The sequence below is a fragment of the Exiguobacterium sp. s152 genome, from assembly GCF_018618335.1.
Taxonomy (GTDB): Bacteria; Bacillota; Bacilli; order Exiguobacteriales; family Exiguobacteriaceae; genus Exiguobacterium; species Exiguobacterium chiriqhucha.
Map to the genome: position 1 here is coordinate 61,996 of NZ_JACSLX010000001.1, position 15,281 is coordinate 77,276.

Here is a 15,281-nt window from a genome sequence, read left to right on the forward strand (position 1 = left end):
AAACATTTACAACCAAAAAAGGGCCTCGACCGAGACCCTTTCCTTTTATCCGAGCTTATCTTCTTCTTCCTGCTTATACGCTTCAATATACTTGTCCCGTTCGTCCGGTTCATCAGACAAATCTTTGAACAAGGCGACAATCATCAAAATTAATACGAAGATGAACGGGAAAGCGACCAGGATGGCGACCGCTTGTAGCGCTCCGAGTCCACCGACGTATAAGAGCACGGCGGCAATCGATGACTGAATGAGACCCCAGATGAGCTTGATCCGCATCGGCGGCACAAGTTTTCCGTTCGTCGACAACATGCCGAGCACGTATGTCGCCGAGTCCGCTGACGTGATGAAGAAGACAGAGACTAAGAAAATGGCGACGACACTAAGGATCGTGCCAAAGCCACCAAACGTCTCGAACAAGGCGAACAGACCGACTTCCGTGCCGATTTCGTTGACCGTTGCAATCAAGTTTGCCCCACCGTTCAAATCAGCCCAGATGGCCGCACCGCCAAAGACGGAGAACCAGAGCAGACCGAACGAGGTCGGCACGAGCAAGATGCCGATAATGAATTCACGAATCGTACGTCCTTTTGAGACACGAGCGATGAACGTCCCGACGAACGGGGACCATGAAATCCACCAAGCCCAATAGAAAATCGTCCATCCGTTGATCCATTCGCGTTCCACCGGCTCAAACGCGGCCGTCCGGAAACTCATCGACGGTAACTGTTGCAAATATGTCCCGATCGTCTGCGTGAACAGATCGAGGATGAATGCACTCGGTCCGACCATGAGCGTTGCGATCAAGAGGACGATGGCGAGAAAGATGTTCGTATTACTTAAGATACGAATCCCTTTCTCAAGCCCCGTCGAGGCACTGATCATATAGAGTACCGTCACGACGGCAATGATAATCAATTGGGTCGAGAACGCGTTCGGTACGTTCGGAATCAAGAAGTGAATCCCGCCGGCAATTTGCTGGGCCCCGAAGCCGAGCGAAGTCGCCACACCGAACGCGGTCGCGATGATGGCCAACACATCGACCGTCCGTTTGACCGGTATTTCGTAGCGGTCTTTGACGAGTGAGCCGATGGTCTCCCCGATCGTCGCCGGACGCCCTTTCCGGAACGTTGAGTAAGCGATGGCGAGCGCGATCATCGCGTAAATCGCCCATGGGTGCAAGCCCCAGTGGAAAAACGAATATTGCATCGCCGTACGGGCATCGCCCTCAGGTGTGCCCGAATCGAATGGCGGCGCGTGAAAATGTGAAAGCGGTTCGGCTGCCCCCCAGAAGACGAGTCCGATCCCCATCCCGGCACTGAACAACATGGCGAACCATGACAGATACCCGAATTCCGGACGATCCGTGTCTTTCCCGAGTCGAATTGACCCGAACCTCGAGAAGATTAAAAAGATGGCGACAAGTAGAATTCCGGTCGCACTGAGTAAATAAAACCAGCCAAAGCCGTTCGAGAGCCAGCCTTGCAGTTTCGTCGTCACATTTAAGAGACTGGCGTTACCGAGGATACTCTCTGGGATGACACCCCAGATCGTGAATAAGACCGTAATGATGGCTGAAACGAGAAAAACGGTCGTTACTTTGCTTTTCCTTTCCATAATCTCACTCCTATTCAATTTTCTTATTTTCATATACGTTTTCCACCGTAACATAGTTTGTAAACCAGACTCAACCCCGCGACGTGCTCGGACGACCATGTCAAAAAAAGTGACGATGGCATGTCGTCACTCTGGCGGTTTCGGTTCCAAGGACACGATTAACGTCTCGTCAACGACGTAATAGGGCCGTTTCGGCAGTACTTTCAAGTAGCCGCCTTCACGTAATCGAGTCAAATCCAATTGCAGTGTCTGTTGAAATTTTCGAAACGGTATTTTTTTTTCTTGTTCAAAGTATAAATCGAGCGCCCGTTGCACTTGATCCATCTCATAGACCAATTCCCGTTCGTCCTCAGGGACGATATGAAACGTTTCTTTTGACATATAGAACCGCTGTCTCGGTTTACCGGGCAAGTGTTTTTTCAGTCGAGCCAAATCGATTTCTTGCGTCTCGTCGAGCAAGACCGTACGATTGAGGCCTTTCGGTAACGTCTGTTCATATTCATGGATGGCTTCGCGCAGCTGCGGAAGCGTGAGGTCGAACTCTTCCTCCGCCACTTCCTCTTTTTGCGTCATTCGTTGCCACCAGTTTTTACCTGATTTCGTCTGTCGTTCCATACACTCCCCCCTCTCACCATTCTCTTCCCGATATGAGTCATCCTCTCACCTTTTATTCGCATATTCACAAAAAAAAACCTTCCTTTTTTGCAAAGGAAGGTTTTACGTTGCTTATTTCAATTTGTTGCGGAGAACCATCTGCAAGATGCCGCCGTGACGGTAGTAATCGATTTCGACTTCAGAATCGAAGCGAGCGACGACTTTGAACTCGGTCACTGTGCCGTTCTCATGTGTTGCTTTGACGTTCAGGATATCACGTGGGCGGACTGACTCGTCGACTTGGATGTCGATCGCTTCTTCGCCTGTGAGTCCGAGAGAGTCGGCCGACTCCCCGTCCATGAACTGAAGTGGCAAGACACCCATCATGACGAGGTTCGAGCGGTGAATCCGTTCGAAGCTCTGCGCGATGACGGCACGAATTCCGAGCAAGTTCGTTCCTTTGGCTGCCCAGTCACGTGACGAGCCCATACCGTAGTCGTTTCCAGCGAAGACGACAAGGCCTGTGCCTTGCTCTTTGTACTTCATGGCCGCATCGTACATCGGCATGATTTCGCCCGTCGGCCAGTACGTTGTAAAGCCGCCTTCAGTGCCTGGTGCGACTTGGTTACGGATACGGATATTCGCGAACGTACCGCGCATCATGACTTCGTGATTTCCGCGGCGTGAACCATACGAGTTAAAGTCGAGCGGTGCGACACCTTTCGATTGAAGGTATTGGCCGGCTGGTGTCGTTTTCGAGAATGCTCCAGCTGGTGAGATGTGATCGGTCGTGACCGAATCGGCAAACTTCCCGATGACACGAAGGCCGTTCAATGCGTGAACTTCTCCAGCCTCTGGCTCGAGGTTTTCGAAGAACGGTGGGTTTTGGATGTACGTCGAGTCGTCTGAGAAGTCATACAAGTTGCCTTCTGGGACGTCAAGCGCGTTCCAACGTTCATTGCCCGTGAAGACCGTATCGTACTCTTTGCGGAACGCTTCCGGTGAGACGACGTCTTGTACGACCATCTTGATTTCATCGTTCGATGGCCAGATGTCTTTGAAGAAGACTTCATTGCCATCTTTGTCCGTTCCGAACGACTCGTTCATGATATCGAAGTTGACCGACCCAGCGAGTGCGTATGCGACGACGAGTGGCGGTGACGCCAAGAAGTTCGCTTTTACGAGTGGGTGGACGCGGCCTTCGAAGTTACGGTTCCCCGAGAGGACCGACGAGACGAGCAAATCGTTCGATGTGATCGCTTCTTCGACTTCGCGGTCGAGTGGACCCGAGTTGCCGATACATGTCGTACAGCCGTAACCGACGGTGTTGAAACCGAGTTGGTCAAGGTATGGCGTGAGACCGGCTTTGTCGAGGTAGTCGGTAACGACTTTCGAGCCCGGAGCGAGCGACGTCTTCACGAATTTAGGAACGGTGAGCCCGCGTTCGACGGCTTTCTTCGCGACGAGACCTGCGCCGACCATGACGTATGGGTTCGATGTGTTCGTACAGCTCGTGATGGCTGCAATCGCCACGTCACCCGTGCGCATGTCGACAGCGCCGTCCGTGTAGTTGACAGCTGCCGTCTTTTCAAGCTCAGCTTTTTCAAGACCGAAGCCGCTGTGTCCGGCTGGCGCCGTCACGCTGTCGACGAATGCCGACTGAAGGTCTGACAAGTTGATGCGATCTTGTGGACGTTTAGGTCCAGCGAGCGACGGCTCTACTTTCGACAAGTCGAGCGTGAGCGTTTTCGTGAACGACGGGTCGGCCTGGTCTGGCGTATAGAACAAGTCGTTCGCTTTCGAGTAGGCTTCGACGAGGTCGATCAATTCTTCTGGGCGACCTGTCGTGCGCATGTAGTTGAGCGTCTCTGTATCGACTGGGAAGAAGCCACATGTCGCACCATATTCAGGTGCCATGTTGGCGATTGTCGCCCGGTCCGAGAGCGGCATCGTGTGAAGCGACGGTCCGAAGAACTCGACGAACTTGCCGACGACTTTCTCGTTACGGAGCATCTCGGTGACGACGAGCGCGACGTCAGTCGCTGTGACACCCGGGTTGACTTCACCGACGATTTTGACGCCGACGACGTCTGGTACCGGGAAGTAAGACGGTTGTCCGAGCATGCTCGCCTCGGCTTCGATTCCACCGACACCCCAACCGAGGACGCCGAGACCGTTGATCATCGTCGTGTGCGAGTCTGTCCCGACGAGTGAATCTGGATACGCGACATTGCCTTCATCATCGTTCTTCTCGAGGACGACCGAAGCCAAGTACTCCAAGTTGACCTGGTGAACAATCCCTGTCGCAGGCGGTACGGCACGATAGTTATCGAACGCTGTTTGCGCCCAACGCAAGAACTTGTAACGCTCTTCGTTGCGCTCGAACTCGATGTCCATGTTTTTCATGAGTGCGCCGGCAAATCCGTACGCATCGACTTGGACCGAGTGATCGACGACGAGGTCGACCGGGATTTCTGGGTTGATTTTGTTCGGGTCTCCCCCGAGATCGCTCATTGCTTTACGAAGCGAAGCGAGGTCAACGACCGTCGGAACCCCTGTAAAGTCCTGAAGAACGACGCGAGCCGGTTTAAACGGAACATCGATGTCTTTCGAAACTTCGGCAGTACCCCATTTAGCCAAGTTTTCGACGTGTTCTTTCGTGATGGCGCGGCCATCCTGTTGGCGAAGCACCGATTCGAGCAAGACACGAATCGAGTACGGAAGTCGACTAAGTTCCGTCACCCCTTCTTCTTCAAGCTTTTTAAGCCGGTAATAATCGTACGCTTGTCCATTGACCTCGAACTGCGTCCGAGATTTGAAAGCGTCTAATACGTTCGTCTGTTCCATACGATATCCCCCTTTTTGAAAGCGGCGACTTAGGCACGTGCCGTAATCGCTTACTTATCACATGCTTATCATAATACAACTATAGCGTGACGTAAAATACATTCCGTCACAAATTAGTCATAAGTAAAACTTATCAATAGTGTCAGACTCACTGAAACAAGAAAAGACGGCCCTTGGACTAGAGCCGTCTTTAATCATTATTCTGCGCCAATCTCGACGTTGACGTCGAGGGCGTCGACGAGCGTGAGCTCATCTTCATACCGTTCTTTGAAGCGATCGAATGTGAACTCGTTGGCGAACAAGAACACGGGACGCTCCCAACGATCCGTCACGAGCATGTTGCGTGAGTCCTGGAACGGCTTGAGCGCCTTCAACTCCTTGTCCTTCACCCAACGCGCAACGCTGTACGAGACTGGCTCCATACGGATGTCGACGCCGTATTCGTTGTTCAAGCGATACTCGAACACTTCGAATTGGAGTTGACCGACCGCACCGAGATAAATCTCGTTATATTCGTTGCGATACACTTGAATCGCTCCCTCTTGGGCGAGCTGCTCCACACCTTTGTGGAAATGTTTCGACTTGAGCGAGTTGATTGGCGAGACGCGCATGAACAGTTCAGGCGGGAACGTCGGCAACGCCTCGAACGCGATTTTCTGTTTCGACGTCGTGATTGTATCGCCGATTTGGTACGTCCCCGAATCGTAAATCCCGATCACGTCTCCAGCGAACGCCTGATCGACCGTTTCGCGGTCGTTGGCCATGAGCTGCGTCGATTGACTCAATTTAATTTTCTTCCCTGTCCGCGTGAGTGTGACGTCCATGCCGCGCTCGAACACGCCCGAACAGATGCGGACGAAGGCGATGCGGTCACGGTGGGCCGGGTTCATGTTCGCTTGAATCTTGAAGACGAAGCCGCTGAACTCTTCTGACGTCGGGTCGATTGGACCGACATTTGACTTACGGGCCTCAGGGGCCGGTGACATGGCGAGATAGTGGTTCAAGAACGATGTCACACCGAAGTCGACGAGGGCCGTCCCGAAAAAGACCGGAGTCAATTTCCCGTGCTGAATCGCATCGACTTCGATTTCATTGCCGGCACCGTCGAGAAGATCGATTTCGTCTCGAAGGTTCGTCAAGTTCTCTTCCGTCAAATAGTCGGCGAGAATCGGGTCATTGACGCCGTCCTCGTTTAACGTGAGCGTCGATTTTTCACCGCGGAACAAGTGAACTTCGTTCTTCAGACGGTCGTACACGCCTTCGAACTGCATCCCGCTCCCGATCGGCCACGTGACGGCGACCGAAGGCATGCCGAGCACTTCTTCGAGCTCTTCCATGAGTTCAAGTGGGTCTCTCGCTTGGCGGTCCAATTTGTTCATGAACGTGAAGATTGGAATTCCCCGCATCCGACAGACTTGGAATAATTTCTTCGTCTGCGTCTCAATCCCTTTGGCCGCATCGATGACCATGACGGCACTATCGACCGACGTCAACACACGATACGTGTCTTCCCCGAAATCGTTGTGTCCGGGCGTGTCCATAATTGAGACGACCTTATCTTGATAGACGAACTGCATGACCGACGAGGTGACCGAGATCCCACGTTGTTTCTCGATTTCCATCCAGTCCGACTTGGCATGCTTGGAATTTTTGCGGGCTTTGACCGTCCCCGCCTCACGGATGGCACCCCCGTGAAGGAGCAACTTCTCCGTCAGCGTCGTCTTACCGGCATCTGGGTGCGAGATGATGCCGAAAATACGACGCTTCTCAACTTCTTGTTTTAATTGATTCATGTATGGCTCTTTCCTTTCTGGACAATACGATTTATACGATGTCTTGCTCACTGCAACGCTATCTATTCTAACGAAACCGGCCCGTTTCGTCCATCTTTATAGTAGGGAATGAATAGCTGTAGCTTTTGTATCGCGCCCCTTTTTTGTATACTTAGCTTGAATGATCGTGAAATGACAGAACGGGGGAAAAACGATGCCAGAAAACTTAATGATGTATTTCATTGTCTTCTGGGGATTCGTGATGATCGGGTTAATGTCGATCGGCGGTTACTTTATGTTCCGTAAATTTTTGAAACGAATGCCAAAAGAAGATGGACGCTCACTACTCGACATCGAGGATGACTACATCGACAAGACGCGCCACTTATGGACGCCGGAGACGCGAACGTTGCTCGACCGCCTCGTCACGCCGGTACCAGAGCTGTTCCGCGACGTCGCCATCCGCAAGATCGCCGGTAAGATCGGACAATTCGCCCTCGAGACCCGGGCCCGTGAAATGACAACCGAGCTCGTCGTCAAAGGCTATATCGCCGCAACACCAAAACGGGATCATAAGTTCTTAAAGAAGGCACTAGAAGAAGAGCAAATCGACTGGAAAGTGTATCAACATTACTTCCAACAATGAGACGAGACGTCAGGACATGTGCCTGGCGTCTTTTTGTTCACTCTTGATGTCGACTCATCGTAGCCGACTGATTATGTTTCCTGCTTACGAAATTGTGCCATACGACTAATAGGTCAAAAGTACCCTTTTCACGAGTGATAACTATCTAAAGATAATGTTCATAATATAGACAATATTGGAAACGCTTACATTAAAGTGGTATGACCAATCTTAGTATAACAATTTCGTTTTCCGCAATAAAAAATGGATAGCTTTTCCTTTATTTACATTTCTATAATGTACGTATCTTGATGCCGAAGGAGGTTTTTATATGCATGATGTCACACAAGTTACGCAAACCGACAGTACCCGCTCCGCCGAAGCGATTGTCGAGAGCCAGACGTTTCACAAACTGATGCGAGAAAAGAATCGGTTCATTGTTCCATCCATCATCTTCTCCCTTATCTTCTACTTCACGTTGCCAATCTCGACAAGTTACTTCACCTTTTTGAATATCCCGGTCGCCGGAGACATCACATGGGCCTGGGTGCTCGCCTTCGCCCAATTCTTTATGACCTGGATGTTCTGTGTGATGTACAGCCGCCGGGCCCGTCGGTTTGACGAACTCGTCACCGCCATCAAACAAGAGGAGGACGACCGATGAACTGGACCGCTATTTTATTATTCCTCGCGATTGTCGGGCTCACGCTCGTCATCACGTTCTTCGCCGCTCGTAAAACGAAGACCGCGAGCGACTTTTATACGGCCGATGGAGGGTTGACCGGTTTCCAAAATGGGCTCGCCATCGCCGGGGACTATATGTCGGCAGCTTCTTTCCTCGGGATTGCCGGGATGATTGCCCTCGCCGGATTTGACGGTTTCTTCTATTCAATCGGCTTCTTGGTGGCTTATCTCGTTGTGCTCTACCTCGTGGCCGAGCCGCTCCGTAACCTTGGCAAGTATACGATGGCCGATATGATTGCGGCTCGATTCAACAAACCGCGCGTGCGCGGTGTCGCCGCCATGAACGCCATCGTCATCTCGATTTTCTATATGATCGCCCAGCTCGTCGGGGCCGGCGCGCTCATCGAGTTATTGCTCGGCATCCCATACACGACGAGTGTCGTCGTCGTCGGGATTTTGATGACGGTGTACGTCGTCTTCGGAGGGATGACCGCGACGTCATGGGTACAGATCACGAAAGCTGTGCTATTGATGATCGGGACCGCCATCATCTCGTTTCTCGTGTTCGCTCGCTTTGACTTCTCTGTCTTCACCATGTTCTCCGAAGTGAGCAAGGCGACGCCGCTCGGCGACAGTTTCTTGAACCCAGGCAACAAGTTCAAGCTCCCGCTCGACACGATCTCGCTCAACTTGGCACTCGTCCTCGGGACGGCGGGGCTGCCCCACATCCTTATCCGTTTCTTCACGGTCAAAGATGCACCGACAGCACGCCAATCGGTCGTCTATGCGACATGGATCATCGGTGCGTTCTACATATTGACAATCTTCCTCGGATTCGGGGCTGCCGCATTCGTCGGCTCGGATGCCATTATCGCCGCCAACCCGGCCGGGAACATGGCCGCACCGCTCCTGGCCCAAGTGCTCGGCGGCGACTTGTTGTTCGCCTTTGTCGCGGCAATCGCATTTGCCACGATCCTTGCCGTCGTCGCCGGCCTCGTCCTTTCGGCCGCCTCGGCATTCGCCCACGACTTCTATGGACATATCGTCCGTAAGGGAGAAGCGACTGAGAAAGAACAAGTCACGGCTGCCCGCATCGCTTCGATCGCTGTCGCCCTCGTCTCGATGGGACTCGCGTTTTTCGCACAGTCGATGAACGTCGCTTTCCTCGTCTCGCTCGCTTTCGCCGTGGCCGCCAGTGCGAACTTGCCGGTCATCTTGTTCACGATTTACTGGAGACGGTTCAACACCGGAGGAGCCGTGTTCGGCATGATTGTCGGCTTGTTCTCGTCACTCTTCCTCGTCGCCATCAGCCCGAACGTATGGGCGCCGGACGGTTCCGCCATCTTTATCGGTGAGGCTCTGTTCCCGCTCACGAATCCGGGCATCGTGTCGATCCCGCTCGGTTTCCTCGCCGCTATCGTCGGGACGTACGTGACGAAGTCAGATGAAGTCGCCGGAAACTTCGAACGGATTCTCGTCAAGGCCAACACCGGAATCGATGCCGAGACCGAAGCAGCCATGACCAAAAAATCTTCTTAATCGACAAAACGGCGTCCCTCGCAAGGGACGCCGTTTATGATGCTACGATTTGTTTGTACTTTTGATACATGGCGATGCGCCACGGGACAATCATGCCCCAGGCGATCAAATAGAACAGGCCGCCCGTCGCGAATATGTTTACCTCGTCCCCGAGAAACGCCTTCATGACCGTCCGGATGGCCAATAAGACAAACACGACGATAAAGAACGCTTTCGAACGGGATAGATAAACTTCCCCGTCACGTTTCTCGAAATTCGACGTCTTGATGAGGAACACGCTGAAAATCAATCCGACGATCAGCGCCTCTCCGACCTCGAGCCAAGTCAGCCGAAACGCCGGGACGAGAAATTGTAACATGCCCGTCGACATCGCCAGCGGCGGAATCAAAATCTTTTTCGCATTCGTCGGACGTGCTGACGCTTTGACGCGAACGAAGCTCGCAATCAAGCCCATCATCAGTGCGACGAGGGTCGATCCCCAAAATATCGACATTCGGTCAACCCCTTTAAAATCCGGTGAATCCTACTAATTCGCTCATCCAAGCAGCGAAGCGGTTCATTCCATCAAAATATAATACGACACCGAAAGCCATCATCAAATAGCCTCCGAATCTTGCTACCTTGGCACTGTTGCGTGCCAAATACTTGATTTTGCCGACAAAACCGGCCATGACGAGGAACGGGATGGCAAAACCGATGACGTAGGCCAACATGTACCCCATTCCCTGACTCGGGTTCGAGGCCGCGAGGGCGATGACGCCAGCAAGAATTGGTCCGGTACAAGGTGTCCACCCTGCCGCGAAGCCGATGCCGATGAGTGCCGTCCCAAAATAGCCACTCTTGCGCTCTCCCAATGCGAGCTTTTTCTCGCGCATCATAAAGCGTGGTTGCCATAGCCCTGCCAAGAAGACACCAAATACGAAGATGAGGATGGCACCGAACATGCGCAAGCTATCTTTGTATTGAATGAACACGTCGGCGATCAGCGAGGTCGACAAACCGAGCACGAGAAAGACGATGGAGAAACCGAAGAGAAATGAGAACGTATGAAACCATGCCGTGCGCTGCCGCAGTCCTTCACTCTTCAAATCAGAGACAGAGACCCCAGTGATATACGATAAAAAGACTGGATACAACGGTAGCGTGCACGGAGACAAAAATGACAAGACGCCCGCCCCAAATGCGAGCCAAAGGGTAACTTCCATGCGATCTTCCACCTTTCAGCCCCATTATAGCGAAAACCTTTTCAAAATGCTCGAATCTTTTTCTGCAACGATTTTTTGAGTGAAATTGTAATCTTTGAAATGGAAATGAAACTTGTAAACAGTAGTGTTAGATGCTAAGATTTGGATATTCCTAAGAAACAGTTTTGACTTTATAACGATGGGGGAAATACCGTGGCGGTCATCACAGCTGAAAACTTACATTATGCCATTGAACAGAAACGCGATGAACTGTACGAAATCGCTTCACAGCAAAGTTGGACGTCTCCTGAAGTGATTCACGTCAGCCAAGAGTTAGACAAGCTGATCACACGTCACGTCCTGGCTATACATGCTTCAGAACACCTAAATTTTTAAATGAACGGCTCTCCGCATCACATTTGTGGAGAGCCTTTTCATGGAAAAAAAGACGCCGGTATTGGCGTCTTTTTTTGTAATTTATGACATCAGACGTTGGCCTGATTGAAGTTCATACATCTTTTTGTAGAGCCCGTCTTGTTTCAATAACGATTGATGATTACCTCGTTCGACGATTTCACCTCGATGGAGGACGAGAATCAAGTCGGCATCTTGAATTGTCGAGAGCCGGTGTGCGATGGCAATCGTCGTCCGACCACGTCTCATCCGCTCGAGGGCGAGCTGAACGCGCTCCTCGGTCTCGGTATCAATCGAACTCGTCGCCTCATCCAAAATCAAGATTTTCGGATCCCGGGCGACCGTCCGGGCGAACGCGAGCAATTGCCGTTCCCCGCTCGAGAACGTCGCCCCCCGTTCACCGACCGTATGCCCGTAGCCGGCCTCGAGTTTCTCGACGAACGTATGGGCTTGGACGAACTCAGCTGCTTCCCGGACTTTGTCCGAGTCAATCGTCGGGTTAAATAGTTTTAAGTTGTCCTCAATCGTCCCTGTGAACAAGAACGGGTCTTGGAGCACAAGGCCGACTTTGGCTCGAAGTTCGGCTTCCTCGAACTGCTCAATCGGATGCCCATCGATCGTGATTTGTCCTGATTGATACGGATAGAACCGAGTCAACAAGTTGATGATTGAACTCTTTCCGCTCCCGGTATGACCGACGAGCGCGACTGTCTCTCCCGGCTTGGCGACGAACGAGATGTGTTTCAATACGTCGACTTCTCCGTCATAGCTGAACGTGACGTTTTCGAAGCGTACTTCTCCGGAGCCAATTTCAGCCGTTCCCTCCAAGCTCTTTCCTGGGGCCGGTTCATCCGTGTCCAAGACTTTGAAAACTCGGTCCGCTGAAACGACCGCCTGTTGAAATTCGCTCAAGCGTTGCATGATATCGAGCACGGGACGGAAGATTCGTTCGATATAGCTGATAAAGGCGTAGACGACCCCGACTTGTACTTGCTCGGTCGTTGACAAGACGCCGTAATAGCCGAGCAGCCCGATAATTGAGAAGGCGAGCAACAATTCGATGATCGGTCGCAATAACATACTGTCGAGCTTCAAGTTCCGATAACGTGCTTCTTGGTGGGCCTCGTTCGTCTCTTCGAATTGGCGGACAAGCCGCTCTTCTTGACGGAACTGTTGAACGATTCCCATCCCGTTAATCGACTCATTCAACTGTCCGTTCAATTGTGACAGCAGATCACGCACTTGGGCGAAATACTTCGTCGAGTAGCGACGATACACCCAGATGATGAGCCAGAACAATGGCACGAGCACAAGCCCCATCGTTGCGAGCGTCGGTTCGAGGATATAAAGGAACACGTATGTCCCGAGCAGCTGCACGGCCGATTGGACGAACGTGCTCATCACCCCGACGTAAAGCTCCTTGACCGCCTCGGTGTCGTTCGTAATCCGCGAGACGAGAACGCCTGCTGGCGTCCGGTCGAAATAGGCGAGACGCATGCCCATGACGTGACGGAAAATATCCATCCGAATGTTTTGAACGATTTTTAAGGCAATCTTTTGGAATGAAATCGACTGTAAATAGTCGAAGATGATCGCCGACACATGCAAGACTAAATAAACGACGAGCAATGTGACGACCCAGTTCGTCGGATAGACGCCTGGCGTCACGAACTCGTCAATAAAGACCTTGATTAAAAACGGTCCCGCGAGCTTCGCACCGGTGGCGAGCAACAAAAAGACGAAAGCGAGACTGAGTGGGCGTGAGTAACGATTCGTATAGGCCAATAGACGTTTGATGACCGCCCATTCCTGAACGTCATGCTTCATGGTGGCCACCCCCTTCTACGATTGCTTCGAGCTGTTGACGATCATACGTATCTTTGTACCATCCCGGTTCGCGAATCAAGTCCTGATGCCGGCCCCGTTGGATGATACGACCGTCTTCGAGAACGAGAATCTCGTCGGCGTGCTCGACCGCAGACAGTCGGTGCGCGACAATCAACCGAGATTGATCGGGATTCCCGGCCCGGAAATGCTCGATGATCGCTTCTTCCGTCTTCGCATCGACGGCGGAGAGAGCATCGTCTAGAATCAATACGTCTGCCTCGATCATGAGGGCACGTGCAATCGAGATGCGTTGTTTTTGGCCGCCCGATAGCGTCACGCCCCGTTCGCCTACAAGCGTGGCATAACCTTCTGGTAACCGCATGATGTCATCATGCACTTCGGCGATTTTAGCTACTTCCATAATCTCGTCAAGTTTTGCTTCCGGTTTTCCGAACGCGATATTGTTTGCAATCGAGTCGCTGAACAAGAAATGGTCTTGCGGGACGACGGCGACTTTGTCGAGCAGGAGTGACTTTTTCACCTGTCGGATATTGATGCCCCCGATTTTAATCGTGCCGTCATGGACGTCATACTCCCGCGTCAACAATCGAACGATTGTCGTTTTACCGGAACCGGTCCGCCCGACGATACCGAGCGTGTGGCCGCGTTCGATTCGGAACGTGACGTCCTGCAGGACAGGCGTCTCATCATAGCGGAAGACATGAATGTCCGCCTCAATCTCCGAATGGGCAAGTTTCGCCGCCGCCATCGGGTCATCTTGAATCTCAGGTTTGACGGCGAGCATTCGCTCGATTCGGTCATAAGACGCACGACCGCGTTCGACGATATTGAACAGCCAGCCGAACGCGAGCATCGGCCAAGTGAGCAAACTGAGATACGCCGTGAAACTGACGATTTGACCGATTGTCAGCTCGCCTTGTTCAATCAAATAGGCACCATAGCCAATCGATAAGATATATGAGAGGCCGACGATTCCGAAGATGGTCGGGTCGTATAGGGCATCGATTTTGGCGACGCGGACGTTCTTCGCCATGACTTCGTCGGATAACTTCTCGAACGAGTCGACGTCGCGGCCGACTTCCCCGGCCGATTTCAATACCCGGACACCGCTGACGCTCTCTTGGACTTTATCATTCAGTTCGGAGAATGCCGCCTGAGCGACCCCGAACCGATTATGTAATAGTTTCCCGTATCGTGTCGTTAACGCGACCATGATCGGCAGCGGCAACAGCGCTACGACCGTCAACTTCCAACTAATCGTCGTCACCATCGTGATGATGACGAACGTCCCCATAGTAATGCTGTCGACGAGTGTCAAAATCCCCGCACCCGCCGTCGTCGAGACGGCTTGGACATCGTTCGTCGCATGGGCCATCAAATCCCCGACCCGCGACTTCTTATAAAAGCGTTGATCTAAATCGGTGAAATGGCGATAGAGCTGACTCCGCAACATCCGACCGAGCCGAATCGAAGCCCCAAAGATAAAGTACCGCCAGAAGAAGCGGGCCACATAGTTTCCGATGCCGACGGCCGCGAGCCCGCCGAGCAACATCCACAATAAATCTGTTTCGAGCGATTCTCGGTTGATCTCATCGACGATTCGGCCGATGATGCGTGGCGGCACGAGTTCGAGCGCCGCAACGAACATGAGTAGGACGATACCGAGCGCATACGTCCGCCATTCGAGCTTGAAGAACCAAGCTAATTGTTTGAATACACGAATCTGAAACACCCCCTATGTTGTCTTGAATTCAGACTATTCTTTTAGATTAGCGAAAGTTTGTTCGATTGTCTAACAAAAAATGGATACAAAAAGCACTTTGCGGGCGCAAAGTGCTTCGGTCGATCCGGTTTATTTCTTTTCGTTCTTCATTTGAACGTTCATGGCGCGCATCACTTGGTTGACTTTCTTCTGTGACGGCTTTTGACCCATTTGCATCATCAATGTACGAATCATATCTTCGTTGATCGGTGGGTTCTGTTCGAGGTAGTTCATCATGTATTTACGAGCGATAAAGAAACCGATCGCAATACCCCCGATTAGTGCTGCCACGATCAGAAGAATCCAGAATAATGTACTCAAGGCTTAACCTCCTCTACCATATGAAACATCGTTTTTTACTATACACTATATTACGCTAATTCGCTAGTCGTCTGTAA

General features: G+C 52.0%; 13 protein-coding genes. 4 read left to right on the forward strand and 9 right to left on the reverse strand.

The genetic code is table 11. The features are described 5' to 3' along the window. Window positions 1-45: 45 nt before the first annotated feature. The 4 genes from KNP72_RS00335 to KNP72_RS00350 form a co-directional block, all read right to left on the reverse strand. The gene (locus KNP72_RS00335) at window positions 46-1,614 is read right to left on the reverse strand and encodes a BCCT family transporter (RefSeq protein ID WP_214720219.1); all 1,569 of its coding nucleotides are present in this window, start codon (window positions 1,612-1,614) and stop codon (window positions 46-48) included. 126 nt (window positions 1,615-1,740) lie between these two features. Continuing rightward, window positions 1,741-2,229: a DUF3939 domain-containing protein gene (locus KNP72_RS00340; protein WP_251128795.1), complete on the reverse strand. Its 489-nt coding sequence runs from the start codon at window positions 2,227-2,229 to the stop codon at window positions 1,741-1,743. 111 nt (window positions 2,230-2,340) lie between these two features. Further along, on the reverse strand, window positions 2,341-5,055 hold the full coding sequence (acnA, locus tag KNP72_RS00345) for an aconitate hydratase AcnA (RefSeq protein WP_214720220.1): 2,715 nt from the start codon (window positions 5,053-5,055) through the stop codon (window positions 2,341-2,343). A 197-nt stretch (window positions 5,056-5,252) separates the two neighbouring features. Further along, window positions 5,253-6,848, reverse strand: a complete 1,596-nt coding sequence (locus KNP72_RS00350; RefSeq protein WP_021067575.1) for a peptide chain release factor 3 — start codon at window positions 6,846-6,848, stop codon at window positions 5,253-5,255. Between the two features lie 193 nt (window positions 6,849-7,041). On the opposite strand from KNP72_RS00350, the gene KNP72_RS00355 reads away from it, so the two are divergent. The 3 genes from KNP72_RS00355 to KNP72_RS00365 all read left to right on the forward strand — a co-directional run bounded on the left by KNP72_RS00355 (window position 7,042) and on the right by KNP72_RS00365 (window position 9,675). Then, complete coding sequence (locus tag KNP72_RS00355; protein ID WP_021067576.1) at window positions 7,042-7,473, forward strand: DUF2621 domain-containing protein; 432 nt, start codon at window positions 7,042-7,044, stop codon at window positions 7,471-7,473. A gap of 310 nt (window positions 7,474-7,783) precedes the next feature. Continuing rightward, a complete protein-coding gene (locus tag KNP72_RS00360) occupies window positions 7,784-8,116 on the forward strand; it encodes a DUF485 domain-containing protein (protein ID WP_214720221.1) in 333 nt (110 codons plus the stop codon). Next, window positions 8,113-9,675, forward strand: a complete 1,563-nt coding sequence (locus KNP72_RS00365) for a solute symporter family protein (protein ID WP_214714766.1) — start codon at window positions 8,113-8,115, stop codon at window positions 9,673-9,675. Before KNP72_RS00360 ends, KNP72_RS00365 begins: the two co-directional genes overlap by 4 nt. A 34-nt stretch (window positions 9,676-9,709) precedes the next feature. Here KNP72_RS00365 and KNP72_RS00370 read toward each other — a convergent pair whose 3' ends face one another. Continuing rightward, window positions 9,710-10,162 (reverse strand): CcdC family protein, encoded by a 453-nt coding sequence (locus KNP72_RS00370; protein ID WP_034797347.1) that lies wholly within the window; start codon window positions 10,160-10,162, stop codon window positions 9,710-9,712. 19 nt (window positions 10,163-10,181) lie between these two features. Continuing rightward, the gene (locus tag KNP72_RS00375) at window positions 10,182-10,880 is read right to left on the reverse strand and encodes a cytochrome c biogenesis CcdA family protein (protein WP_021067580.1); all 699 of its coding nucleotides are present in this window, start codon (window positions 10,878-10,880) and stop codon (window positions 10,182-10,184) included. 192 nt (window positions 10,881-11,072) lie between these two features. On the opposite strand from KNP72_RS00375, the gene KNP72_RS00380 reads away from it, so the two are divergent. Continuing rightward, entirely contained in the window at window positions 11,073-11,255 is a 183-nt protein-coding gene (locus KNP72_RS00380) for an aspartyl-phosphate phosphatase Spo0E family protein (protein WP_214720222.1), read from the forward strand. An 81-nt stretch (window positions 11,256-11,336) separates the two neighbouring features. Here the strand turns inward: KNP72_RS00380 and KNP72_RS00385 are convergent, their stop codons facing one another. The 3 genes from KNP72_RS00385 to KNP72_RS00395 all read right to left on the reverse strand — a co-directional run bounded on the left by KNP72_RS00385 (window position 11,337) and on the right by KNP72_RS00395 (window position 15,204). Further along, window positions 11,337-13,100 (reverse strand): ABC transporter ATP-binding protein, encoded by a 1,764-nt coding sequence (locus tag KNP72_RS00385; protein WP_021067582.1) that lies wholly within the window; start codon window positions 13,098-13,100, stop codon window positions 11,337-11,339. Further along, a complete protein-coding gene (locus KNP72_RS00390; protein ID WP_214832251.1) occupies window positions 13,090-14,844 on the reverse strand; it encodes an ABC transporter transmembrane domain-containing protein in 1,755 nt (584 codons plus the stop codon). The genes KNP72_RS00385 and KNP72_RS00390 overlap by 11 nt, the downstream gene beginning before the upstream one ends. A 129-nt stretch (window positions 14,845-14,973) precedes the next feature. Next, complete coding sequence (locus KNP72_RS00395; RefSeq protein WP_021067584.1) at window positions 14,974-15,204, reverse strand: YneF family protein; 231 nt, start codon at window positions 15,202-15,204, stop codon at window positions 14,974-14,976. Window positions 15,205-15,281: the final 77 nt, after the last annotated feature.